General features: G+C 58.3%; 20 protein-coding genes, 1 tRNA gene and 9 pseudogenes. 13 read left to right on the top strand and 17 right to left on the bottom strand.

Features of this window, described 5'->3' with window-relative positions; all coding sequences use genetic code 11:
- Positions 1-26 precede the first annotated feature (26 nt).
- Positions 27-2,313 (bottom strand): annotated as a pseudogene (locus tag JCM13583_RS12605) (DNA topoisomerase I); the annotation flags it as partial.
- A gap of 164 nt (positions 2,314-2,477) precedes the next feature.
- Here JCM13583_RS12605 and JCM13583_RS07115 point away from each other — a divergent pair.
- The 4 genes and pseudogenes from JCM13583_RS07115 (at position 2,478) to JCM13583_RS07105 (ending at position 4,427) form a co-directional block, all read left to right on the top strand.
- On the top strand, positions 2,478-2,900 hold the full coding sequence (locus JCM13583_RS07115) for a methyltransferase (RefSeq protein WP_075057188.1): 423 nt from the start codon (positions 2,478-2,480) through the stop codon (positions 2,898-2,900).
- Positions 2,897-3,058: a hypothetical protein gene (locus JCM13583_RS12600; protein ID WP_171823508.1), complete on the top strand. Its 162-nt coding sequence runs from the start codon at positions 2,897-2,899 to the stop codon at positions 3,056-3,058. The genes JCM13583_RS07115 and JCM13583_RS12600 overlap by 4 nt, the downstream gene beginning before the upstream one ends.
- Positions 3,045-4,149: pseudogene (locus tag JCM13583_RS07110) on the top strand (GTP-binding protein). Before JCM13583_RS12600 ends, JCM13583_RS07110 begins: the two are co-directional and overlap by 14 nt.
- On the top strand, positions 4,149-4,427 hold the full coding sequence (locus JCM13583_RS07105) for an acylphosphatase (protein WP_075057187.1): 279 nt from the start codon (positions 4,149-4,151) through the stop codon (positions 4,425-4,427). The pseudogene JCM13583_RS07110 and the gene JCM13583_RS07105 overlap by 1 nt, the downstream one beginning before the upstream one ends.
- On the opposite strand, the pseudogene ilvA reads toward JCM13583_RS07105, so the two are convergent.
- From ilvA to ftcD, 5 genes and pseudogenes are all read right to left on the bottom strand, one after another.
- Positions 4,422-5,649: pseudogene (ilvA, locus tag JCM13583_RS07100) on the bottom strand (threonine ammonia-lyase). The gene JCM13583_RS07105 and the pseudogene ilvA sit on opposite strands and share 6 nt — an antisense overlap.
- A 36-nt stretch (positions 5,650-5,685) precedes the next feature.
- On the bottom strand, positions 5,686-6,417 hold the full coding sequence (locus JCM13583_RS07095; RefSeq protein ID WP_075057186.1) for a hypothetical protein: 732 nt from the start codon (positions 6,415-6,417) through the stop codon (positions 5,686-5,688).
- Positions 6,414-7,013: an amidase gene (locus JCM13583_RS12595; RefSeq protein ID WP_162509568.1), complete on the bottom strand. Its 600-nt coding sequence runs from the start codon at positions 7,011-7,013 to the stop codon at positions 6,414-6,416. Before JCM13583_RS12595 ends, JCM13583_RS07095 begins: the two co-directional genes overlap by 4 nt.
- A 25-nt stretch (positions 7,014-7,038) precedes the next feature.
- A complete protein-coding gene (locus tag JCM13583_RS07085) occupies positions 7,039-7,575 on the bottom strand; it encodes a cyclodeaminase/cyclohydrolase family protein (RefSeq protein WP_075057184.1) in 537 nt (178 codons plus the stop codon).
- Positions 7,576-7,641: 66 nt separating this feature from the next.
- Positions 7,642-8,567, bottom strand: a pseudogene (gene ftcD / locus JCM13583_RS07080) (glutamate formimidoyltransferase).
- A 337-nt stretch (positions 8,568-8,904) separates the two neighbouring features.
- Between ftcD and JCM13583_RS14360 the strand changes: the two are divergent.
- From JCM13583_RS14360 to JCM13583_RS07050, 6 genes and pseudogenes are all read left to right on the top strand, one after another.
- Positions 8,905-9,189 (top strand): annotated as a pseudogene (locus JCM13583_RS14360) (ribonucleotide-diphosphate reductase subunit alpha); the annotation flags it as partial.
- Positions 9,115-11,576 (top strand): annotated as a pseudogene (locus JCM13583_RS07070) (ribonucleoside-diphosphate reductase subunit alpha). The pseudogenes JCM13583_RS14360 and JCM13583_RS07070, both read left to right, overlap by 75 nt.
- 13 nt (positions 11,577-11,589) lie before the next feature.
- A pseudogene (locus tag JCM13583_RS07065) lies at positions 11,590-12,655 on the top strand (ribonucleotide-diphosphate reductase subunit beta).
- 31 nt (positions 12,656-12,686) lie between these two features.
- Positions 12,687-13,148, top strand: coding sequence for a hypothetical protein (locus JCM13583_RS07060; protein WP_075057183.1), 462 nt, complete (start codon positions 12,687-12,689; stop codon positions 13,146-13,148).
- Between the two features lie 10 nt (positions 13,149-13,158).
- The gene (locus tag JCM13583_RS07055; protein ID WP_075057182.1) at positions 13,159-13,668 is read left to right on the top strand and encodes a hypothetical protein; all 510 of its coding nucleotides are present in this window, start codon (positions 13,159-13,161) and stop codon (positions 13,666-13,668) included.
- Between the two features lie 131 nt (positions 13,669-13,799).
- Positions 13,800-13,883, top strand: a tRNA-Leu gene (locus JCM13583_RS07050).
- 138 nt (positions 13,884-14,021) lie between these two features.
- Here the strand turns inward: JCM13583_RS07050 and JCM13583_RS07045 are convergent.
- The 6 genes from JCM13583_RS07045 to JCM13583_RS07020 form a co-directional block, all read right to left on the bottom strand.
- A complete protein-coding gene (locus JCM13583_RS07045; protein WP_075057181.1) occupies positions 14,022-14,273 on the bottom strand; it encodes a hypothetical protein in 252 nt (83 codons plus the stop codon).
- A gap of 108 nt (positions 14,274-14,381) precedes the next feature.
- Positions 14,382-15,149, bottom strand: a complete 768-nt coding sequence (locus JCM13583_RS07040) for a hypothetical protein (RefSeq protein ID WP_075057180.1) — start codon at positions 15,147-15,149, stop codon at positions 14,382-14,384.
- Entirely contained in the window at positions 15,143-15,808 is a 666-nt protein-coding gene (locus JCM13583_RS07035) for a hypothetical protein (protein WP_075057179.1), read from the bottom strand. The genes JCM13583_RS07040 and JCM13583_RS07035 overlap by 7 nt, the downstream gene beginning before the upstream one ends.
- Positions 15,809-15,815: 7 nt before the next feature.
- Positions 15,816-16,367, bottom strand: coding sequence for a hypothetical protein (locus JCM13583_RS07030; RefSeq protein WP_075057178.1), 552 nt, complete (start codon positions 16,365-16,367; stop codon positions 15,816-15,818).
- Positions 16,364-16,642, bottom strand: a complete 279-nt coding sequence (locus JCM13583_RS07025; protein WP_075057177.1) for a hypothetical protein — start codon at positions 16,640-16,642, stop codon at positions 16,364-16,366. Before JCM13583_RS07025 ends, JCM13583_RS07030 begins: the two co-directional genes overlap by 4 nt.
- The gene (locus tag JCM13583_RS07020) at positions 16,633-17,067 is read right to left on the bottom strand and encodes a hypothetical protein (protein WP_075057176.1); all 435 of its coding nucleotides are present in this window, start codon (positions 17,065-17,067) and stop codon (positions 16,633-16,635) included. The genes JCM13583_RS07025 and JCM13583_RS07020 overlap by 10 nt, the downstream gene beginning before the upstream one ends.
- Positions 17,068-17,580: 513 nt before the next feature.
- Between JCM13583_RS07020 and JCM13583_RS07015 the strand changes: the two genes are divergently transcribed.
- Positions 17,581-18,288: a CPBP family intramembrane metalloprotease gene (locus JCM13583_RS07015; RefSeq protein WP_162509564.1), complete on the top strand. Its 708-nt coding sequence runs from the start codon at positions 17,581-17,583 to the stop codon at positions 18,286-18,288.
- A gap of 43 nt (positions 18,289-18,331) precedes the next feature.
- Here JCM13583_RS07015 and JCM13583_RS12590 read toward each other — a convergent pair.
- A pseudogene (locus JCM13583_RS12590) lies at positions 18,332-18,993 on the bottom strand (phosphoribosylglycinamide formyltransferase).
- A 92-nt stretch (positions 18,994-19,085) separates the two neighbouring features.
- On the opposite strand from JCM13583_RS12590, the pseudogene JCM13583_RS07005 reads away from it, so the two are divergent.
- Positions 19,086-20,055, top strand: a pseudogene (locus JCM13583_RS07005) (replication factor C small subunit).
- Here the strand turns inward: JCM13583_RS07005 and JCM13583_RS07000 are convergent.
- From JCM13583_RS07000 to JCM13583_RS06985, 4 genes are read right to left on the bottom strand one after another with little or no spacing between them, the layout of a single operon-like run.
- Entirely contained in the window at positions 20,048-21,079 is a 1,032-nt protein-coding gene (locus JCM13583_RS07000) for a hypothetical protein (RefSeq protein ID WP_075057173.1), read from the bottom strand. The pseudogene JCM13583_RS07005 and the gene JCM13583_RS07000 sit on opposite strands and share 8 nt — an antisense overlap.
- Positions 21,030-21,614, bottom strand: coding sequence for a DEAD/DEAH box helicase (locus JCM13583_RS06995; protein ID WP_075057172.1), 585 nt, complete (start codon positions 21,612-21,614; stop codon positions 21,030-21,032). Before JCM13583_RS06995 ends, JCM13583_RS07000 begins: the two co-directional genes overlap by 50 nt.
- Positions 21,615-21,651: 37 nt before the next feature.
- Positions 21,652-22,038, bottom strand: a complete 387-nt coding sequence (locus JCM13583_RS06990; RefSeq protein ID WP_075057171.1) for a hypothetical protein — start codon at positions 22,036-22,038, stop codon at positions 21,652-21,654.
- Positions 22,004-22,615 (bottom strand): hypothetical protein, encoded by a 612-nt coding sequence (locus tag JCM13583_RS06985; RefSeq protein ID WP_171823507.1) that lies wholly within the window; start codon positions 22,613-22,615, stop codon positions 22,004-22,006. The genes JCM13583_RS06990 and JCM13583_RS06985 overlap by 35 nt, the downstream gene beginning before the upstream one ends.
- 123 nt (positions 22,616-22,738) lie before the next feature.
- Here JCM13583_RS06985 and JCM13583_RS06980 point away from each other — a divergent pair, with 123 nt between their 5' ends.
- Positions 22,739-23,122: a hypothetical protein gene (locus tag JCM13583_RS06980; RefSeq protein WP_075057169.1), complete on the top strand. Its 384-nt coding sequence runs from the start codon at positions 22,739-22,741 to the stop codon at positions 23,120-23,122.
- Positions 23,123-23,131 lie beyond the last annotated feature (9 nt).

Below are 23,131 nucleotides of genomic sequence, written 5' to 3'. Positions count from 1 at the left end.
GGAAGCCGGTTCCTCATCCCCCCCCTCCTCCTGTTGAACTGGCAATCCATCTTGGGGGGGCAGAACCTCCACCTCCTCCTGCCCCCCCGGATGGAGAGGAGGATTGGTGCACCGCAGTACTGGCACACCTGCCCTGTGGGCTCCACGGTGCCCATCTGCGGAAGGGGGGTAGCTGACGGTGCACTTCGGTAGTTGGAGCAGCTCAGGAACCTCTTTCCGTTCCTCGACTGCCTCACCACAAGGTCACCGCCGTCCGACGGGCACTTCCCCCCCATCCTGGAGCGTTCCACGTTGAACGCACACGCAGGGTCTATGCACCTGAGCTCCGGGGGGGACTGGCCCTTCCTTATGACCTTTATGAGAGGTTTCGAGCAGGCGCTGCACCTCTCGTCCGTCTTCTTGATCGAGCCCCTGGCATAGAGCCTGTAATTGATAGGGCACCCTTCCACGGTGCACCTGATCTCGTAGTGGTCCCTCTTCTTGATCGCAATGACCTCCCTTGAATGCACGGGGCAGAGGCCGACGGTCTCACCGCTGTTCTCTGCCTCCTTTATCTTTCCGTTTATTATGTCCTCCTTCTCCCTGAAGTCCTCGAGCACGGAGCTGAGCATCTTCCTGGACTGGTTCACCACACTCTCCTTGTCCACCTTGTTCTCTGCTATCCTGTCCATGTCCACTTCCAGTTCCGCGGTCATCTCCGGCTCCGAGATCTTCGATTCAACAGTAAGTATCGAGTCGATGAGTGACATGCCCAGGGGCGTGGGCCTCACGGGGTTCCCCCCCTCTATGAAGCCCCGCTTCTGCAGCTTCTCTATGATGTCGTGCCTGGTGCTCTTGGTGCCAAGGTTAAGTTCCTCCATCTTCCTCAGTAGGGAGGACATGTCGTACCTGGGCGGGGGGGCTTCGTCTCGTCCTCCTCCTCGTACCAGTCTATGGCCTTCACCTCCTCGCCACTGTGCAGGTCAGGCAGGAAGGCCTCTGCCTGCCTGTGGTAAGTATATATGGAGAGCCACCCAGCTCCGTCACCCTGACACCCCCCCTCGCCCTGAACTCCTCGCCCGAGACCTCGATTGTGGCCTCCCTGACCTCCCTGGTGCCGTCTGTGTAAAGTGTGGCCAGGAAGCGCCTCACAACGAGCTCGTATATCTTCGCATAGTCCCCTGTCAGCTCGCCCTTCTTAGCCGCGGAGGCCGGGTATATGGGGGGGGTGGTCTGTTGCCTCCGTCCTGCCCCTGGAGGGCCTCACGCTGTCCAGGGAGAGCACCATGTTAGCCTCCCTGCTGAACTGTGTCTCAGCCAGCGATTCCACTATCTTCCTGAGGGGGGGAGAGACCGGTTGTACACGGTGTTGTCCGTCCTCGGGTAGCTTATGTAGCCCCTGTTGTAGAGCGATTCCGCTATCCTCATGGCGTTTGCAGGTGATATGCCTATCCTGGATGCCTCCCTCAGGAACTCGTTGGTGTTGAAGGGTGCCGGCCTCCTTATGGGCTCCTCCCACCTCTCGAATGACCTGACTCTGCCGTCCTTCCCCCCCCTCACCTTGGAGAGGATCTCCTCCACCCTCCTGTGATCCTTTATGTTCCCCCCCTCCACGTGCTCCGCCCTGAAGGTACCGCCCTTATCGAATGATACAAACACTCTCCAGAACTTCTCCGGCACGAAGGACAGGATCTCCCTCTCCCTCTTCACTATCAGGGCCAGGGTGGGCGTCTGCACCCTGCCGATTGAGAGGAAGTCCCTGCCCCCCCATCGCCCAGTGGCGTTGGAGAAGAACCTCGTGAGCACCGCACCCCCCCACAGGAGGTCTATGACCTCCCTGGCCTCGGCAGAGTCCGCCATTGCCTTGTTCACGTCTATAAGGTTGCTGAAGGCCTCCGTGACCTCCTGCCTCGTGAGGGCGCTGAACTTGGCCCTCTTTATGTCAGGCATGCCCAGATGCCTCCGCTGCCTCTCCTCTAGGACTATGTTGAGGGCCTCCATGCCTATGAGCTCCCCCTCCCTGTCGTAGTCCGTTGCTATGATTATCTGGTCTGCATCAGCGGCTATGTCTTTCAGGGTGCTGTAGGCGGACCTGTTCTTTACCTCGATTACCGTCTCGCTCTCCACCAGCTTCCTCAAATCCACGGACTTCCAGTCCTTCATGGATGGCGGGAAGTTTATCTCCACTATGTGGCCGCTCAGCGGTACGACGACGTAGGTGTTCCCGTCCTTCTCGAACTCTATGTAGTTGTGGCCCTTCGAGCGCTTTGACTTCGCCTTACCTTCGGAGAGGAAGAACGATATCCTCCTTGCAACATCGGCCTTCTCGGTTATTATGGCACACTTCAAGGCGATCCCCGCCTCCCAGGGAGTACCTGAATGCCTGCATCACGCTTTAACATGACTGCTTGAGCCCCCCATGGCCATGACTGTGTGGTTTTCTCTGGCCGCATGATCCGCAAATCAAACATATCTAGCATTAATAAATATACCGCTGGATGACCATCCACTCCATGTCCGGGGGGGTGATGTACAGGTGCTGCCCCGGTGTTTACGAGCCTGCGGAGGACACGGAGATGATGCTCCAGGCGCCTGAAGTAATGGGGGGGCCTATCCTGGAAGTGGGTTGCGGTACCGGCGTGGTCTCCATATACCACGCTCTCCGGGGCCTCAGTGTGACCGCCACTGACATAAACCCAGTGGCCATTGAATGCGCAAGGAGGAACGCGGAGCTAAACGGAGTCTGCATCGATCTTGTCCTCACAGACCTCTTCCCAGACGGGAGGTTCAGGACGGTCCTCTTCAACCCCCCCCTTACCTGCCGGCAGAGGAGTGGGAACCCCCCCCGGAGTGGAACGGCGGCAGTGACGGCCTGGTGGTCGTCAGGCGCTTCCTGGAAAGGCTCCCTGAACACCTCATGAAGGGGGGGGTCAGGCTTATATCATACTCTCCGATCTCAGCCCCCAGGGAGGAGCTCTTTTCCCGTTTCGACCGTTATGAGTTTACAGAGGTCTCGAGAAGGGTGTTCGAGTTTGAAGCGATCTTCCTCTACGTGGTGAGGGTGGATGGGGAGCATTGAGGACAGGATCAGGGAGATAGAGGAGGAGCTCAGGAGGACGGAGTACAACAAGGCGACGGAGAAGCACATAGGGCTCCTGAAGGCAAAGCTGGCGAGGCTGCAGATGGAGCCGAGAGCCACAGGAAGGGTGGCGGAACCGGCTTCGCCATACCGAAGTCCGGGGGGGACGCAACCGTGGCCCTGGTGGGCTTCCCCAACGTGGGAAAAAGCACGCTCCTCAACAGGCTCACCAACTCCAGGAGCGAGACAGGTAACTTCGCGTTCACAACACTCCGTGTTGTGCCCGGTACCCTGGAATACAAGGGCGCCAGGATACAGATACTGGACCTTCCCGGCATCATAGAGAATGCCTCCAGGGGGGCGCTGGACGGGGGGGCAGAGAGGTCCTCAGCATGGTCAGGAACGCTGACCTTGTCCTCCTGGTCACGGACACCAGCGTGGAGGGCCTGGACAAGATAAGGTCAGAACTGTACAGTGCAGGCATTGTACTGGACAGGGAGAGGAAGAACATCTCTGTGAAGAAGACGAACAGTGGCGGCATAAGGATACACAGGCCCAGGAAGCTGTCGATGAGCGACGAGGACATCAGGGACATACTGAAGGAGTTCAGGATAGTCAACGCGGAGGTGTTCCTGAGGGAGGACATCACGCAGGACGACCTGGTGGAATACCTCAGGGGCAACGCAGTCTACGTGCCCTCGCTCACAGTGGTGAACAAGGTGGACATGCCGCACAGCAGGGAAGAGCTTATGGAGAGGCTGCGAGGGGGGGTGAAGAACTACGTGCTCGTCTCCGCAGCCAGCGGCCTGGGCATAGAGGAACTGAAGGAGAGGATCTTCTCTTCCCTGTCTCTGGTCAGGATATACCTGAGGGATAAGTCAGGCAGGATCGACTACGAGCGCCCCCTGGTGCTGAGGAAGGGGGGGGTCAGGATAGAGGACGTCTGCAGGCACATAAGCAGGGAGATGCTATCGTCCTTCAGGTACGCCATAGTCTCAGGCCCGTCAAGGAGGATAGGGGGGGAGCAGAGGGTGGGCCTGGATCATGAGGTATATGACGGCGATGTCGTTACGATAATAAGCAGGAACTGATGGGCATGAAGAGTTACAGGGTGCGTTTTTTCGGCAGGGTACAGGGCGTGAACTTCAGGAGGTCCACAGCAGACATGGCCAGGAGGCTTGGTGTGAGGGGGGGCTGGGTGATGAACATGCCCGACGGCTCAGTCGAGGCTCTCCTGCAGGGCCCTGAGGAAAGGGTCAGGGAACTTGTGGACTACTGCCGCACGTCCATAAGGCTGGCATCGGTCACAAGGGTCCAGTTGGAGGAGGTGGAGGCTGAGGAGTTCATGGACTTCACAGTGCGCCTATGAGACCACCTGGAAGGAGAAGCCCAGTGTCTTCAGCTTCTCCACGAGTGCAGCCGCGTGCTCTGAATCCCTGACGTTCACTGTGAACCTCACAGACTGGTAGCCCACAGGGGGGGTGTCCCTGGCCAGGTTGTCCACCTCCGCGTGGTATATGTTCCCGCCCACGCTGGATATCGCGTTGGATATCCTCCACAGCGTGCCCGGCCTGTCTGGGATCTTGAAATCTATTCTCACCAGCCTCTCCTCTATCTCCAGCGACTTGTAGATTATCTTGGAAAGCAGGAGGAGGTTGGCGTTTCCGCCAGAGAGGACTATGCCAACGTTCCTGCCGCTGACGTCGACCTTGCCCTCCATGACCGCAGCGAGGCCCGCTGCGCCCGAGGGCTCGACAAGGGTCTTCTTCCTCTCGAGCAGCTTGAACAGCGCCAGGGCTATGGTCTCGTCCGACACTGTCACTATCTCGTCGACATACTTCCTGCAGACCTGCAGGGTGAGGTCACCGGGGTACTTCACCGCTATGCCGTCCGCGATGGTGAAGCCTGTGGTGTGCTCCACGATTATTCCCTTTTCTAATGACACCTTCATGGAGTCCGCGTTCTCCGACTGGACGCCTATGACCCTCACGTCCGGCTTCAGGGACTTCACTGCAGTGGCTATGCCCGATATCAGGCCGCCACCGCCAACGGGCACGAGCACGGTGTCCATCTCCGGGAAGTCCTGGAGCATCTCCAGGCCTATGGTGCCCTGGCCAGCTATAACGTAGGGGTCGTTGAAGGCCTCTATGAAGGTCATGTCCTCCTTTGCCGCTATCTCGCCTGCCTTTGCCCTGGCCTCGCTGTAGTCCTGGCCGTAGAGGACCACCTCGCACCATAGCCCTTCACCGCAGACACCTTCGCCGGGGTGGTGTATTCCGGCATCACTATCTTTGCCCTGATTCCGCTGGCCCTGGCCGCGTAGGCGACGCCCTGTGCATGGTTGCCTGCGCTCGCGGTGACGACGCCTTTCCCTGCCTCCTCCCTGGGTATCTTGGATATCCTGAAGAGGGCTCCCCCCTGATCTTGAAAGAGCCTGTCTTCTGCATGTTCTCCATCTTGAACATGATCCTGCAGCCGAACTGTTCGCTGAACGTTGCGCTGCCGACCATCGGCGTCCTGACTATCCTGCCCTTAAGGAATTCCTGGGCCTCCCTGATCAGGTCAATGCCCGGTAGAACGGAAGAGACCATGGTGCGTGATCCCTAACTACCTCTCATTTTTTCCCATCACCGCACCCTCCATGGAGATGCCCAGGGAGAGGAGGGGTATGTCACCGCCCCCCTCCTCCCTGCCACCTGCAGGCCCACCGGCAGGCCCCCGCCGTTACCTATGGGTATTGAGAGGGCCGGCTGGCCGGTGAGGTTGAAGATGTGCGTGAACGCGTTGAGCCTTGAGTGGACCTCCATGCCTGCTTCACCGATGCGGGGGGGTGCCTCCACAGGGACTGTGGGCGATATGAAGGCATCTATGCCGTCCATGAGCCTGTCAACCTGCCTTGCCAGCACGATGCGCTCCATCTGTGCCCCCCCCACGTACTCCGTGGCCCTCTCCTCCATGCCGGGCGCCAGTTTGGCAAGGATCTCGCCAGAATACATGCCGGACCTGTCCCTGTAACGTGAGTGGAAGTGGGCCGCCTCTGCGCCCCTGATCCTCCCGTACAGGCCCTGAGTGTCCACATGCGGTAGCCTTACCCCCCCGCGCACCGTGGCGCCAGACGCCCTCAGGGCCTCCACTGCCCTCTCGAACGCCCTCCTCACGTGGCTGTCTGATGCTTCCACATAGTCCTCCAGGACGCCCAGGGTGCAGCCCTCCACGCCTGGCGTGTACCTCCTATCTGGTGGGAAGAGCCTCAGGGCAGCCCCTTCGGTGTCGAGGAGGGCATCCAGCAAGATCTGCGCGTCCTGTACGCTCCTTGTGAGGAAGCCCACATGGTCCAGGGAGTATGAGAGAGGTATCACCCTCCTGTGTTTATGTACCCTATGGTTGGTTTGTAACCGACCACCCCGCACAGTGCCGCGGGTATCCTCACTGATCCACCCGTGTCGGTGCCTATGGCGAACACGCTCATGCCGGATGCCACTGCAACAGCTGACCCGCCGCTGCTGCCACCGCTTATCCTCTCCGTATCGTGGGGGGGGTTCCTGGCAGGCCCGTACCAAGGGTTCACGTTGGTGGGCCCGAATGCGAACTCGTGCGTGTTAGTCTTTCCAACCATGGCAGCCCCCAGCGACTTCAGTTTCCTGACGACCTGTGCGTCCTCACCTGGCACGTTATCAGCCAGGACCCTTGAACCGGCCGTTGTCCTGATGCCCTCCGTGTCCACGATGTCCTTGACGGCATATGGTATGTATGCGAACGGCCCTGAACAGGCCCTTGGTTCATCCAGGAGCGTTATGAATGCATTCAGCAGTGGGTTGGCATCCCTGGCCCTTTCAAAGGCCCCCGTGCATAACCTCTCTCCTCTCCTCCTCTCCCATGGCCAGCATGGACGCCAGGTTGAATCCGGGGTCAGAGTATACAGAAGAGGACATGGTTGGGTATCCCTGGAATGTATAGAAAACTTGAGATCCCTGGTGAACCTACATGCGCCCGCCCACTGTTTCCATCACCTTCCTGTGCCTCGACTCCATGTCCTCGAGGAAGAGCCTGGTCTTTATCTCCTCGTCCTCCCTCTCCCCCCCATCACTTAGGTTCTGCGCGTTCACCCTGACGTTGAGGAGGACCGCCCTTGCGGCGGACAGGGCGAACTCCGCGGCGCTGCCTGCATCTGTAACCGCGCTCTTGAGCCCGTCCCTGGCCACCTGAGCTGCCATGTCCATTATGTCGGAGGAGACGAGGGCGATCTTCCACGGTACCGATATGGCGTACCTGGACGCCTCCCGGAGTGCCTGCGCCCTCCTGGCCTTTTCCTCTTCCGTTGCCTTCGGCATCTTCCAGGCCTGGACGACCCTGTTGAAGGCCCTCTCGTCCTCCTCGATGAGGTGCCTGAGCGATTCCGATGCCGCCAGGGACCTGGAGGATATCCGGGCCATCTCCTCCCTCCTGTCCTCGTATCCCTTCTTCTCCATTGTGATCTTAGAGACCATGGTGATGAGGGAGGCCGCTGTCAGGGCCACCAGTGCGCTGGCAGCTCCACCCCCCCAGGTGCAGGGCTTGGTGAGGCCAGGCGCTCCATGAAACTGTCAAGTGATTCCACCGGCCTCACCCCCCCAGAGCTTCTTTTCCAGCACCTGGCTGTTCTTGAAGCCGTTGAGCTGGAGGTAGAACTTCGCACTCTCCAGGAGGGCATCAAGCGGGACGAGGCCGACTATCTCGGACTCCACCACGTTCACGCCGTACCTTGATGCCTCCAGCTTCACGAGCTCGAATGCCCTGTATATGGGCGTCTTGTTGAAGTTTGTTAGGTTCATCGAGATCTGCACCATCTTCTTGTCCTCAAGGTAGAATGAGAGCGCCTTGACAAATGTCAGGCCACCGTCCCTTGCCCTCAGGGCCTTAGCTATCTTCTTGCCTATGTTCAGGTTAGAGGTGTTCAGGTTCACGTTGTAGGCGATGAGGAAGTCCCTGGCCCCCCCTATTATAGTGGCGCCGGCCTTGCCGACAGATGAGGGGCCAAAATCAGGCTTCCACCTCTCCTCCGCTATTGCAGTCTTCAGCTGCTCGTACTGGAAGCCCTGGGACCTGATGTTCTCCAGGCTCCTCCTCTCCTCCCTCATCGCTGCCTCGCCGTAGAGGAACACGGGTATCTGCAGCTCTTCGCCGACCCTCTTCCCGAGCTCCCTGGCAAGAGCGACGCATTCATCCATCGTTACGCCACTCAGAGGCACGAAGGCACAACGTCTGCGGCCCCCCCGAATCTTGGGTGCGCACCCGTGTGCCTATCCAGGTCGATCAGCTCTGATGCCTTCTTTATCCCCCCCCTGAATGCTGCCTCAACGGCCCTGTCAATGGGGCAAACGAAGGTGATCACAGACCTGTTGTGGTTCTCGTCCATCTCTATATCCAGTATCCTGACGCCTTCCACGGATGATATTGATGAGGCTATCTCGTCCACCCTTGCCTTCACCCTGCCCTCACTGAAGTTGGGCACGCACTCCACGAGCTTCATAAGCCGGTGAGCCCTATGTGCTAAAAAACCTTAGCCTGTGCAGCCACAGGGGGGGCAGACCTGGGGGGGCATGACAGGCACCTGTGTTCGCGAGCCTGGGTGTGCCGCTTCACGGCCTGCCCCCAACGCCCAGGGCCGGGCCAGGGCACACACGAAAAGGGCACATTGTAGTTTTTCACGTGTGGATAGGATTAAATGCTGTTATGCGGATATTCTAGAGGCAGGTGATCCATATTGATCACATCCATGTGATCATAGGGTCACACACAAGGAAATAAGGGAGCCATGCAGATGGCATGATTTACCCGTAGGAAAGAGAGGCAGAGAGGGATAACAGATGAAGGATTCAATAATCAAGAGGGACGGTACAGTCGTTCCGTTTGACAGGACAAAGATCACGAGGGCAATATTCAAGGCGATGCAGTCAACAGGCCACGGGACGTGGGCTGACGCCGAGGACGTGACAGACCACGTGCTCCTCGAGCTAGAGAGGGTTGAGGGCACACCGCACGTCGAACAGATACAGGACATGGTGGAGAAGGCGCTCATGACGTTCTCAAGCAACGGCGAGAGCTTTGCGGATGTGGCAGAGGCCTACATACTCTACAGGAAGCAGAGGGAGATCATAAGGGAGGAGAAGAAGAGGATAGGCGTGCTCCAGCCAAAGAGGGTGAGCGTGGATTCTGGAAACTCGGTGCAGGTGGAGCTCAAGCTGAAGCCCAGGACCGTGACGAACAGGTCAGGGCAGAAGGAGCCCATAGACATAACAAAGATCAGGGAGGTCATAGAGAAGGCATGTGAGGGTCTCTCCGGGGGGGTAGACCCCATAGAGCTCGAGCTTGACTCGCAGATCCACTTCTTCGACGGCATATCCACCAAGGCCATACAGGAAACGCTCATAAGGGTTGCAAACGAGAAGGCGAGCGTTGAGAGGCCAAACTGGACGTTCGTCGCGGCCAGGCTCCTCCTCCATGACCTCTACAAGGAGGCCAGGAGGAACAGGCACATGGACGGCAACGTCTACGGCCACTTCCCGGAGCTTGTGAGATACCTCACATCTATCGGCAGGTACGACCCGAGAGTCCTGGAGGAATACGGGGGGGAAGAGGGCCTCAGGGTCCTTGGGTCGTACATAAAGCCGGAGAGGGACCTCCTGTTCAACTACCCGGGGCTAAAGCACCTTAGCGACAGGTACGCCATAAGGGGGGTGTGGACAACGAGGTTCTGGAGCTCCCGCAGGAGGTCTTCATGGGCATATCCGCCTACCTGGCCCTGGCTGAAAAGAAAGAGGATAGGATATCATGGGCCAGGAAGTTCTACGACGTCCTCTCGACCCTCTCTATAACGATGGCCACTCCCACCTTCGCGAACGCGAGGAGGCCAAACGGGCAGCTCAGCTCATGCTTCGTGGACACCCCCCCTGACGACTCGATCAACGGGATCTTCGATGGCCTCACGACGTTCGCCAAGGTATCACAGAACGGTGGCGGCATGGGAGTATACATAGGAAAGCTGAGGGCGCTGGGCAGCGACATCAGGGGGGGTTACAAGAACGCGGGCAGCGGGGGGGTGATACCCTGGGTCAGGCTCTACAACGACACTGCTGTATCGGTGAACCAGCTGGGGGGGCAAAGGGCAGGTGCGGTGAGCATATGGCTCGACATCTGGCACAAGGACATCATAGACTTCCTTGACATAAAGACCAACAACGGTGACGAGAGGAGGAAGGCACACGACATATTCCCTGGGATATGCGTGCCTGACAGGTTCTACAGGTCCCTGGAGAAGAACGAGACCTGGTACCTGTTCGACCCCCACGAGATACTGCAGAAGAAGGGTTGGGCCTTGAGGACTCCTGGGGGGGAGAGGAGTGGGAGAGGAGGTACGAGGAGTGCATAAGGGACCAGAGCATTTCGAGGAAGGAGATACCTGCACTTGACCTGATGGCACTGATCCTCAAGAGCCTCTACGAGACCGGGGGGGCCATTCATATTCAACAGGGACACAGTCAACAGGATGAACCCCCCCAACAAGCACGCAGGCATGATATATTCATCAAACCTGTGCACGGAGATATGCCAGAACCAGTCCCCCCCACCGTCAGGATAAGCAGCGAGGAGGAGGACGGGCAGATCGTGTACAGGTTCCAGCCCGGGGACCTGGTGGTCTGCAACCTTTCGTCGATAAACCTCGGCAGGACGGACACTGTGGAGAAGCTCAGGGAGGTCATACCGGTGCAGGTGAGGATGCTGGACAACGTGATAACGATGAACCACCTGCCGCTTCCGCAGGCCGTGAGGACAAACATGCGCTACAGGGCCATAGGCATAGGTATATCGGGCTACCACCAGCACCTAGCCAAGAAGGGCATAGACTGGGAATCGGAGGAGCACGTGCGCTACGCGGACTGGCTCTTTGAAGAAATTAACTACATCGCCATAAAGGCGAGCATGGAGCTTGCCAAGGAGAGGGGGGCCTACCCACTCTTCAAGGGCAGCGACTGGGAGACAGGGGGAGTACTTCAGGCTCAGGGGGGGGTATACAGACGAGAGGTGGAGGCAGCTTGCCGAGGACGTAAGGAAGCACGGGATCAGGAACGGGTACCTCTTCGCAATAGCGCCCACTGGGTCCACCTCAGTCATAGCGGGTTCCACCGCAGGCGTTGACCCGATATTCAAACCCGTTTACACAGAAGAGAAGAAGGGGGGGTTCCTGATAAAGGAGGTGGCACCAGACCTGTCCCCCTGAGACGCTCAGGTTCTACAAGAGCGCCCACCAGATTGACCAGATGTGGTCCCTCAGGGCCGCGGCTGCAAGGCAGAGCACATAGACCAGAGTCAGTCCATAAACCTCTACGCCACCCCTGACATGGACGAGCAGAAGTTCCTGGATCTCTACTACACGGCCTGGAAGCTGGGCATCAAGACCCTCTATTACTTCAGGAACTTCACGCCTGAGGAGGAGAAGATATCGCAGGCAGCACCCGTATGCGAGTCCTGCAGCTCGTGAGGTGATCTACATGATGCAGATGAAGAGGCTCTTCAACCCCCCCGATGGCTCCAGGGACCTGTCCCAGCAGAGCCTAATAGGGGGCAACACGACCAACCTCCTTGAGTTTGCACACTGCAAGTACCCATGGGCTGAGGCCCTTTACAAGAAGATGCGTGGCTTCTTCTGGATACCCGACGAGGTGCCCCCCCTGGGAGACGACAAGAAGCAGTTCCCTAACCTGACAGAGGCTGAACAGGAGGCCTACAAGAAGACCCTTTCCTTCCTGATATTCCTGGACAGCATACAGATCGACAACCTCGGGGCGCTGGCGTCATACATAACGGCGCCGGAGGTGACGGCATGCCTGAAGGCACAGGCGTTCTTCGAAACCATACACGCACAGAGCTACGACTACCTGCTGACATCCGTTGTCGATTCCCTCACTAGGGAAGAGGTCTACACGATGTGGAAGGATGACGAGCACCTGCTCAGGAGGAACAAGTTCATAACCGACCTCTACGAGGAGTTCATCTTCAACCCCCCCACGGAGGAGAACTTCGTCAAGTCATGCATGGCAGATTTCCTGCTTGAGGGCGTGTACTTCTACAGCGGCTTTGCGTTCTTCTACGCCCTCGGGAGGCAGGACAAGATGGGCGGCACGGTGAGCCTCATAAGGCTGATACAGAGGGACGAGAACACCCACCTTGCCCTGTTCACAAACATCATAAGGACGCTGAGGGAGGAGAGGCCGGAGCTGTTCGATGAAAGGATGGTAAGGGAGCTGCTGGGCATGGTCACCACGGCGGTGAGCCACGAGATAGCCTGGGGGGGACAGTACGTGACGCACAACCAGATACTGGGCCTGACGGATGCCCTCATAGACAGGTACATAAAGTACCTGGGCAACATAAGGTGCAGGTCCATAGACCTGCCGGAGCCGTACCCCGAGGTCAAGGAGCACCCCCATGCCCTGGGTGGACACCTTCGCGTCCATGAACATGACGAAGACAGACTTCTTCGAGAGGAGGGTCACCAACTACGTGAAGTCCGGCAGCTCGCTCAACTTCAACAGGCTGAGGCCGCCCGGTGAGGGCTGAACATATTTTTAACAACTCATAATCCCTGGACATGGGCGACGAGGACCTCTTCTACCCCCCCACCGAGGCTTTCCTGTCCGCTCTCAGGGACGCCATGTCCTGCACCGGCCTGCAGGGCGTGAGGGACAGGATCAAAGGTGCCCTGGCAACAATGGACGTGCCAGGCGATGCCCGGGGGGGAAAGCCCAGGAAGAGGCCTGCCCTGCTCCTGGAAATGAAGAAGGCACTGCAGGCACGGACTGAGGAGAGGGCAAAGCACTATGTGAAAAAGATCCTGGAGTCCTTCCTTGAGGAGAAGAGCAACGGCATAAGCGATATAGACCTGACCAGGTGGAGGGACTACGACGAGGTCATCACCGACAGCCTCTGGATATTCCAGAGGCGTGACAGGAGTGGCTCACACTCCGCCTGGTACTGGGGGGGTAACTTCGTCCCACAGATCCCCAGGCAGCTGATGCTCATGTTCACGAAGAAGGGGGGACTGGGTACTTGACCCCCCCTTCGTGGGGAGTGGCACGACACTCATAGAGTGCAAGAGGCTCGGCCGCAACGGCATCGGTATTGACATCGACGGGAAGGTTCTTGAAGCCGCCAGATCGTCCATAGAGTCCGAGCCGAACCCGTTCGGCGCCACGGTCATGACATTCCGGGGGGGTGATAGCAGGACCTTCAGGCTCAGCGACGTCGTCCCTGAGGGTGGGATCTCCCTGGCAGTACTGCACCCACCGTACCATGACATAATAAGGTTCAACGGCATTGAAGGTGACCTCTCCGGAATTGGGAGCCTTGATGATTTCATTGAGGCACTTGGCCAGGTGTTCGAGAACACGATTGGTGTCCTGAGGCCCGGAGGGCACATGGCGCTGGTTATAGGAGATAAGTTCAGCAGGGGGGGACAGTGGTACCCGGTCGGATTCCTGGCCATGCAGAGGGCATTGGCCTGCGGGTTCAGCCTCAAGAGCATAGTGGTCAAGAACTTCACCGAGACCAAGGGAAAGAGGGGGGCAGAGTGACCTCTGGAGGTACAGGGCGATGGCAGGTGCTACTATGTCTTCAGGCATGAGTACATATTCATTTTCAGGAAGCCCTCGGGCAGGAGACCAAAATTAATAAGCGATCAAAAATTCCCGTCTGCAGAGCGGGCAGGGGGTTGTCGAGACTGGTCAAAGGCGCCAGATTGAGGGTCTGGTTCCGTAGGGATACGAGGGTTCAAATCCCTCCCCCCCTGCACTCTGGGATGCGGGAGATCACTCCAGTTTTCTTGTCCCAGGCTGGTTCGCAGCAAGAAGCCACAGGTGACAGCAGGTGAGCGGAAAGAACCTGTGGAGCACCATGGCATTATGCCCTGGGAATACAGATCCTGAGGCTATGTTCCTGCCTGGAACGGAACGAATAGCGTCTTGATCTCGAACTTCTTGAAATGCACCTCACTTCCCTGTATCGCTGGCCCATCGTCTTCTGTGATATTGCTCTCGGACATGTCCCTGATCCATGGCGCCGTTATCCTGACTGCGGCTGGGGAGTCGAGGGAGTAGGCCCTTATCACGATCCCTTTCCCCCCCGATTCGGCTGGCTTCACTGATTCGACTTCAACCCCCCCTTCGCCCTCCACACTCATAATCTCCCCCCGCTGTTGTCCGCATTACCTCCACCCCCCCATGTCCTGCAGAGGATTGGTGGGTATAGGACGAAGTTGCACTTCCTGTAGACCTCCCTGTAGTCACTGTCAGGCAGTATGTAGAACTTGTTCGATACCCCGTCCGCATCGGAGAACGGGTTGGGTAGAGAGGGAACTTTGCAAGCGATATGCCGAGTTCGCCCCCCCAACGAAGCTGTAGCCGTGTATCTCCCTGGAGACTATGGAGAAGCCGGAGGACCCATCGGACCAGTTGACGAACCGAAGGGCGGGGAACTCGAACCTCGGGTCCATGCCCTTGTTTCCGAAATCGCGCTCCACCACGCCGAATGGCACCTCGCATGTCAGCTTACTGCTCCCTATGCCAGAACGGAGGAATGTCTTGACGAGTTTCTCCCTGCCAGCGGGCCTTATGCTGTTCTCCACGCCTATGACCTCACTCCTGGCGTCGAGGGTGAACTTCTGCTCTACCACTGAACCGTCCTCGTAGGCCGTCCTGGACCCCCCCAGTGTGAGGATCCTTCCCCCCCTGCGCTCGGCCCATACCCTGACGTCCACCCTCTTGAGGGTGTGCCTCTCGCTGATGGTATCGTGGTCTATGTTCCATGCATCGAACTTCGCCGGGAGGTCCTCCAGTACCTCCGTGCTTGCCCTCTGTATAAGTGCATTTCCACCCCCCCTTGACAGGCTGAACGAGCCATCCTGGTGGAGTGAGAACTCGTATTGCCTTGTGGCAACGCGGATTTCACCGCCGGACTGCTCGATTGTGAAGCCAGGGCCCTGATCCCCAGCATCTTCAGCGCGCTGGATGCTTCCGAGCACAGTAAGGGAGAGTGGGGGGGAGGCATTGATCACCATGTGCCTCCCAGGGCCTCGCCTGTGAGGTTTATTAGGTCGCTCGATGCGTCCAGCACAGCGCTGATGCCGTACCTGCTCCTGTTGAGCACTATGTAACCACCTGCCAGGCCACGCCTACCGGAGAAATCGCTGACCTGATCCGCTATGAATTTCGACACCCTGTCCAATGATTTTCCGAGGTCGGCGAAGGCCTCCGAGTATGCGAAATAGTTCGCAGAGCCCGGTATAACATCATGGAACTGGGCGGTAAGCAGGGCTTCCCAATCATCCCTCAGTGTATCCACACCAGCCCTTTGGCCACCTATGGTCTGCAGTGATGCCACAAAATCCGCCGCTAGGAGGAGGTCCTCTAGCCTGGAGACCATCTTCTTTACCCTGCTGTTGGTCGTGTATGTGCCCCCCCTGTGGTTCTCCACGTAGAGTTCCCCATGGACCTCTTCCGCTGAGCCGGAGGATTGAAGAACGTCACAGAGCATCTCTTCCTCTGAGAAGATGGTGTGAGCGCCTCCCGCTATCTCATGCACGTACCTGAGGAGCTCGAGCATCTCCACGCTCGGACCCCCCCCTCCACCGTCACCGTGACCGAAGAGGTATGCGTAAGGCACCTCCCTTTCCCTGACCCCCCCGGAGACTGCCCTCGCTATCTCACCGTAATCCATGCTCCCATTATAAGTATCGTTCACCAGCATGGCCGGAATGCGGGAACCGTCGATGCCAACCCAGACGAAGAAGTTGTGAGGGAACTTTGTGGTGTCGTTCCACCTTAGCTTGTGGGTCACGAAGGCCCCCTATGCCACTCTTCCCCATGATCTGCGGGAGCTGGGCGCTGAAGCCGAAGGTATCCGGGAGCCACCCTATCCTGGCACGCCTCCCGAGCCTCTGCTCGAAGTACCTCTGCCCGAACAGGAACTGCCTTGCCAGGGACTCGCCAAGGATCAGGTTCGTGTCCGATTCCACCCACATCCCGCCAACGGGGAGCCACAGTCCACTCCTCACGAGCCTCCCTATCTCCGTGAAGAGGTCGCTGTCCATGAGCTCCAGCCACCTGTAGTAAAGGGCAGAGCTCTGCGCATAGACGAAAGAATAGCCATCCCTGTAGAGCTTGACCACGTTCAGGAAGGAGCGCTCCACCTTCCTCCTTGTCTCACTGTAGGGCCAGAGCCAGGCGGCATCTATATGGCAGTGGCCAATGAAGTAGATGCATGCATTGAGCTTCACAGCCGGGGGGGCCCCAGTGGTGCGTCTATTGCCGCTAGGGCGTATGTGCCCGGCTCCAGGTCACTGATGGCGGACTGGCTGACCGGACTGGAGTAGAAGTCCACCACCTCCTCATAGCTCCTGTACGTCAGGTGCCCCCCCATGAGGCGAGTGGCGGCCAGCTGCATCACATTCGGCGTGCCGTGCACCGAGTAGAGGCCATCAAGTACCGAGGAGAGCGATGCCATGTCACCGTTCTGGGCGAAGTACTTCGTGAGGCCCCCCCTCAGGCGCAAAGCCTCGAGAACTTCTCCCAGTGGGTCTTTGTTATCATGACTTCGTTCACGGCAAACCTCCACATGTTGCTTCCAAAGAGGGATGTGGGTGTGGCCTTCACACAGATCCCGTGTGGCCTCTCCTTCAGGACCACGTACCTGTGCCCCCCCGGATCTATGGCCTGGTTCTTCATGCCGTCCGTGTAAACTGTCCCTATGCCGCTCATATCCACCAGGAGCAGGTAAACCTCCCCTTCCGCCAGGCCCGGCAGGGAGACATCGAGGCGGATATCGAAAACTGTGTCCGGGTCCGCAGGCACTGAAAACGGCATGGCCACATCCCGCCCGTTGAGCGTGATGCTGCTCAGCCTTTCTACATAAGTGTGACTCATTGATATTATGTCGTCAATCTTTCTTGAGACCTTTAATTCAACTGACGACCACATATGAAACAATTGGTGTAGCCAATATAAGGGTTGCCCTGAGCTGCTCCGTAGCGACCACCAGGATCGCCTCTCTCCCAGTATCTGGCTTCAGGGGGGGTCTCCAATGGCATACTCTGTGGCCACCTGGGGGGTTGGCTCCATCCCATACACCCTGGCCCCCCCTGGGTTTCCCTGTGAGGGCCTGGCTGCAGCCGGGGGCGTGCCCGTTGCTGGCCTTTTGAGGGAACTGAGGTGGGGCAAGAAACCGCATGGGCCATCCGGTGGGGCCAAAAACTAATAATAGCTGCGAAGACATCTTAAACATATGGAGGGAGCATCTGGCCCTGAGGCCCACGGGCTGGCCCAGCAGGACGTGGGGGGGCCTGGAAGGCCACAGGGCAGGATCGGTGCCCTGAACGTCCTCGCGTACATAGTGCTTGCCATCTCACTCTCGTTCTTCATCGCTTCTATTGCCCTTGTCTTCAGCCCACATGGTTTCCGCACCTGTCCACGGCCATATCGCCTTACATCTTCGTGCTCCTGCTGGCGTTTTACCTGCCAACCTCCAGTGCACTGGCAGTCTCCATCGCGGTGTTCGTGGTATATTCGTGCCTCTTCGCAGCTATGGTATATATGTCACGCAGGCAGGCCAGTAGCGTCCTGGATACGCCTGTGGGGTACTTCACCCTTGTGAGCAGCTCCCTTTACCTCATAGTGTACGTGGTATCCCTGGCGGAGATCTCGTCAGGAGTGAGCATAGGCGGATCGAGCATCAGCAACGAGCTCACACAGCACCCTCTGCTCGGCTTCCTCTCGCTGATATACGCGCCGTTTGCAGAGGAGATAGGGTTCAGGATCATACCCCTGGGCATCCTCACCCTCGTCCTCGTCCTGAGGGCCGCTTCCGGAAGGGGGGGCAGCGCCAGGGACGTTGTCCTGAGCTTCGTGTCACCCGGCACGGTGCGGAGGAAGTACGGGATCAGGTTCGGTACTGCCGACTACGCAATGATAGTGTTCACAGCCGCTGTCTGGGCCTACGCGCACATATTCTTCGGTGCATGGAGCTGGGGCAAGTTCCTGCCCGTGTTCATAGCGGGCATAGCCATAGCTGTGGGCTTCCTGAAGTTCGGCATCTACGTTGACATACCGATGCACTGGTTCTTCAACGGCTTCTTCACAGTATACGTGCTCAATTCCTCACTCCTGGCCGCCTCCAGCATAGCCTGGTCTTCATACTCATAGTGGGAGTGGTGGGCATAGTGGCCGTGATACTCTACCTATCGAGCTACTTCAGGAGGCCGCAGAGGCCCGTGGCGGAGGAGCAGCAGGTCAACCAGACCTGAATATGACCCTGTTGCCCCCTTATAACGTAGCCCATGGAGCACATGGACGCCAGGGCCTCCACTATGGCCTCATGCTCCAGGGGGGGTGTATCTTTTCCTCCAGCGTCTCCTCAGTGTCGTCGGGAGAGACCTCGACCACCTTCTGCAATATTATGGGCCCCCCCTGTCAACATCAGGCGTGACCAGGTGCACCGTGCAACCGGAGAACATGGCCCCCCCGCTGTCTATCACTGCCCTGTGCACCCTGCGCCCGTAGAACCCGGGGCCGCCGAAGCAGGGCAGGAGGGAAGGGTGTATGTTGACCATCACGTACTTCGATACAAGCCACCCGGGCAGTATCCTCATGAAGCCTGCCAGCACGACTATGTCAGGAGAGTGTGACTCCAGAGCCCTGTCCACGGCATTCTCGAAGCCATCACCGTGCTTCACGTAAATTGCCTCTATGCCACTGCGCCTCGCCCTCTCCAGTGCGTAGGCGCCCCTCCTGTCGCTGATTACGCACACCACCCTCCCATTTATCCTCCCCCGAGGACGTTGCGTCGATTATTGCCTGCAGGTTTGTGCCGGAGCCTGATGCGAGCACAGCGATCCTTTTCTGTTCCATCTCTCGGGTATCCCTTCCGGTACATTTATTCTCTCCGGGCGGCCTGCCTGAAAAACAATTTAAGCCAAGAGTGTATGCTTTCCGGAGCGCCGATGATAGACATCTGGATCGAGAAGTACAGGCCGAAGTCGCTTGACGAGATAAGCGGGCAGGCCGAGATCGTTGAGAAGCTGAAGGCCTTTGTCAGGGCCAGGGAGATCCCGCACCTCATATTCGCAGGCCCAGCAGGCACAGGGAAGACCTCAGCGGCGCTCGCACTTGCGGCGGAGCTCTTCGGGGGGGAGGACTGGAAGATGAGCTTCCTGGAGCTGAACGCCTCAAACGAAAGGGGGGGCATAGATGTCATAAGGGAGCAGGTTAAGGACTTCGCCAGGATAAGGCCATCGAACAGCCTGGGCTTCAAGATAATATTCATGGACGAGGCGGATCAGCTGACTTCAGAGGCACAGGCTGCGCTGAGGAGGACAATGGAGATGTATTCAGAGACGACGAGGTTCATCTTTTCGTGCAACTACTCCTCGCAGATCATACCGCCAATACAGTCGAGGACAGTCGTGCTAAGGTTCAGGCCCCTATCAAAGGAAGACGTGGTGAAGCGCCTCAAGTACATAGCGGAGCAGGAGAAGGTGGACCTTTCCGACGATTCTGCTGAAGCCATATACGAGGCCTCTGAGGGTGACATGAGGAAGGCCCTGAACATATTCCAGGCTGTGGCCTCCTCCGGCAACACGAGCCCGTCTAGGATATTCGAGATGGTGGGGGGGAAGACGAGCAGGAAGGAGTACGAGAAGCTCCTCAGGATATCACTTGAGGGCCTGTTCGAGGACGCAAGGAACGAGCTGGACAGGATGCTAATACAGCAGGGAATGTCCGGGATCGACATAATCAGGGGGGGCCTCCATTCAGCCGTTCGTTCCTCCCAGATCGAGCCCAGGAAGAAGGCGGAGGTCATAATGGCCCTGGGTGAGGCGGAGTTCCGCATCGTGGAGGGGGGGGAGCGACAACATACAGCTGGACGCCCTCATAGCCAGGCTATCCTACATAGGTGGAAGGCTCAGCTGAAGTCGTCCAGTTTCGGGTCCCTCTTCACCCCCCCCACGCTCCCCTCCATGTTCCTCTGCATCCTCCTCTCCTTTCTCAGGCTGGAGAAGTAGTAGCCCCCCCTGTCCCTGCTACCCTCGTACAGGAGGATCTTCACCTGCCCCCCCGTCCTTGTCCTCCCTGTCCTGCCCCGTCTCTGTATGGACCTTATCTCGCTTGGCACTGGCTCGTAGAATATGACCATGTCCGTTGAGGGTATATCGAGCCCTTCCTCCGCCACGCTTGTGGCCACCAGGACATTGAAATCGCCATCCCTGAACCTCTGTATGATCTCTTCCTGTTCCCTCTGGCTCATGCCCTCGTCGCTACCCCCCCTGCTCGACTGCCCCCCACGAACCTCACGGCCCTTATGGCTGCGGAGTGCTCGTTCAGGTACCTGGTGAGCGTCTCCGAGGTCTTCCTGAAGTGGGTGAACACTATTATCCTGGAAGCGGGGGTTTTCCGCTATCTTCTGCTCGCACAGCCTCAGGGCCACCTCCATCTTCGGGTTCTCCACACCCTCCCGGCACACCCTCCCGAGGTTCAACAAGAGATCAGTGTAGCCGGGCAGCGAGTGCAGGATCTTCACGGTCCTCTGCACAGAGGGGGGGTCCTCGCTCCCTTCCAGGGACTGCAGGTACTCGTATGCGATCTCGGGGCCCTGGCTCTCCATGTACTCTATGGCATAGTCAAGCCTGATGGTGGCCGTCAGGTACGGGATGACCTTGAAGAGTGCCCTGTTGCCAGACCTCGCCTTCTCCACAAGTTCCTGGATCTTCACGGCCAGGGCCTTCCTGTTTATGGCGGTCTTCGAGAGTTCCGGGTTGTCCCTGTACTTCGATATGAGGTCGTTGTAAATGGACCGCATGTCGTAGAGGATCTGCCTTGCCCTTGAGGGCAGGGCCACGGTGATGGTCTCCACTTCGATCTCCTTGACATACGGTGCAACGTCCGGGTCACTCTCTCCCTTGATTATAACCCTCTCTATGCCGAGGTTCCTCTTCACCTCCTCTACCTTCTCCCTGTCGCCCCCCGGGACTGGCGGTCATTGCGAGGACAAGCCTTCTTCTGGCTTCGAGGAAGCTTGAGGCTATTGAAACATAGGCATAGTTGCCGACGGCCCTGTGGGCCTCGTCGAAGACGAGGAGGGAGAACCTGGAGATGTCAGCGTCCCCCCCGGAGCGGATGTCGTTGGCGACGACCTGGGGTGTGGATACTATCAGGCGGCTGAGCACCCACCTCTCCCTCCTGTCACCCGTGTCCACCTCACCTGTGAAGTAGGAGCACTCCCTCTCTGAAAGGCCCAGCAGCTGCGAGAGGGACCTGTAATGCTGCTGGACAAGTGGCCTCGTCGGTGCCATGAAGAGGACTCGGCCACCCTCCTCCAGGACCCTGGCAGCCACCATGGCCGCTATGACGGTCTTGCCGAGACCTGTGGGGGGGAGGACGATGAGAGTGTTCTGCCTCAGCGCTTCCCTGAACACGTTCACCTGGTACTCCCTGACCTCTATCTTGCCCTGCAGAAGCGAAGGTATCAACATGGGAAAATGCTCTGCACATTTAAAAAGTGAGGGGGGGTCAAGCGGCGTTGGATGCCTGCTGCCTGTTCCCGAATACAGGCGCCCTGCCCCCCATGACGGATACCGCTGCGAAGAGTGCCAGCGGGAGAGCTATGTTCGGGTCGGTGCCGAAGCCCGTGAACATGCCCCCAAAGTCCTGGAAGAGCACCCAGAACGCTATCATTAGGGGGGGAATGGTGAAGTAAACTGCAGTGTTCGGCCTCAGGGCCCAGAGGACAGCTGCAGCGGCCAGTGATGCCACCACTATGGAGTTCACCACCACCGGCTCTGCCACTTCGAGCGAAGTCATGAACGCCATGAGGGAGGTGAGCGCGTGCGGCTGGTAGGCTGTGTAGAGCATGTAGTTGTTCTCAGCCAGGCCTTTCCAGCTCCAGAAGCCGTCCACGGGTAGTGCCTGCCACAGCAGGGAGATGGCGAATATGGACACCATTGAGTACCTGATGAACTTCCCGGGGGCTAACGCGCGTGACCAGCGGCACAGACATCAGGCCATATAACAGTGCTGCACCCGGCGAGCCAGAGAGAATGGATGAGCCCTGGAATATGGGCATCGTTTCCCCGAACACCCAGACCACCACTGACCATGCTATGCTGCCCACAGCAGCTGCCCTGAAGAGCCCACCCTCTGAGCGGAGGAGGAGGGTGAGGCCCAGCATGACCTGTATGCCGCCTGCAAGTGTGTTGAACACTATCGGGTCAGTGTTCCAGATGGCGAGTGCCCCTGAATCTATGTGGCTCAGGAAGGGTGGCCACGATGGCACGCTCACGGTCTCTGTGAAGAAGAAGGAAAGGAAGGGCTGGAGCTGGAGAGCACCGTCCAGCAGCCACAGCGAGCCTAAGACGGTGCGGATACCCCCCCTGATTGCCCCTGAATCCCTTAGGATGGGCCTGGAGATGAGGAAGAACAGGTAAACGACTGTGATTGCCACCAGTGAGAGCGTAGAGACATAATAGGTGTCCATCGGTGACATCATATTCCAACCATCGCCTCGGTGCAGATATACGGATCAGCTAACATGTGAGCTGTAGGGAAAGGTTTAGGTTATCCAGAGCATATAAACTGTCGGAAACCAGCGGTGCCGGGAATGACAAGGTTTGTTGAGGCCCTCATAGAGGTCAAGAGGAGCGACTGCAAGGTCACGAACGCAGTGTATTCTGTGTCCCCTGGCATATCCGTGAAGAGGCTCAGGATAGGCTCGGAAAGGTCTCTTCACATTGTCAGCTGCCGCGGCCACATGGATGAGGTGAAGGAGGAGGCCTGCAAGATAAAGGGTGCCAACGTGTGGAGCAGCGGCAAAGACCTGCTCATGGTGGATGCCCCCCAGCTGCTCCGCCTGCAGGGCAGTGTCCGGGATAGACGCCGCGGTCACTGCGAGCAAGAGCGTGGGGGGGCAGCACCATATAGTGTTCAGGTTCCTCTTCCGCTCGAACTCACACATGAAGAACGTCATAAAGATCCTTGCGGATAATGGCCTTGA

This window comes from Thermogymnomonas acidicola JCM 13583, assembly GCF_001316105.1.
Classification (GTDB): Archaea; Thermoplasmatota; Thermoplasmata; order Thermoplasmatales; family Thermoplasmataceae; genus Thermogymnomonas; species Thermogymnomonas acidicola.
This window is presented reverse-complemented; position numbering and strand designations above follow the sequence as displayed.

What these genes read in the sequence shown, in the direction of transcription:
- JCM13583_RS06995 (WP_075057172.1), bottom strand. Translation starts at nt 21,614, where the DNA reads ATGTTGATACCTTCGCTTCTGCAGGGCAAGATAGAGGTCAGGGAGTAC.
- JCM13583_RS07060 (WP_075057183.1), top strand. Translation starts at nt 12,687, where the DNA reads ATGGGCGACGAGGACCTCTTCTACCCCCCCACCGAGGCTTTCCTGTCC.
- JCM13583_RS07115 (WP_075057188.1), top strand. Translation starts at nt 2,478, where the DNA reads ATGACCATCCACTCCATGTCCGGGGGGGTGATGTACAGGTGCTGCCCC.
- JCM13583_RS07040 (WP_075057180.1), bottom strand. Translation starts at nt 15,149, where the DNA reads ATGGTGATCAATGCCTCCCCCCCACTCTCCCTTACTGTGCTCGGAAGC.
- JCM13583_RS12600 (WP_171823508.1), top strand. Translation starts at nt 2,897, where the DNA reads ATGAAGGGGGGGGTCAGGCTTATATCATACTCTCCGATCTCAGCCCCC.
- JCM13583_RS07035 (WP_075057179.1), bottom strand. Translation starts at nt 15,808, where the DNA reads ATGGATTACGGTGAGATAGCGAGGGCAGTCTCCGGGGGGGTCAGGGAA.
- JCM13583_RS06980 (WP_075057169.1), top strand. Translation starts at nt 22,739, where the DNA reads ATGACAAGGTTTGTTGAGGCCCTCATAGAGGTCAAGAGGAGCGACTGC.
- JCM13583_RS07045 (WP_075057181.1), bottom strand. Translation starts at nt 14,273, where the DNA reads ATGAGTGTGGAGGGCGAAGGGGGGGTTGAAGTCGAATCAGTGAAGCCA.
- JCM13583_RS07105 (WP_075057187.1), top strand. Translation starts at nt 4,149, where the DNA reads ATGGGCATGAAGAGTTACAGGGTGCGTTTTTTCGGCAGGGTACAGGGC.
- JCM13583_RS06985 (WP_171823507.1), bottom strand. Translation starts at nt 22,615, where the DNA reads ATGGACACCTATTATGTCTCTACGCTCTCACTGGTGGCAATCACAGTC.
- JCM13583_RS07020 (WP_075057176.1), bottom strand. Translation starts at nt 17,067, where the DNA reads ATGTGGTCGTCAGTTGAATTAAAGGTCTCAAGAAAGATTGACGACATA.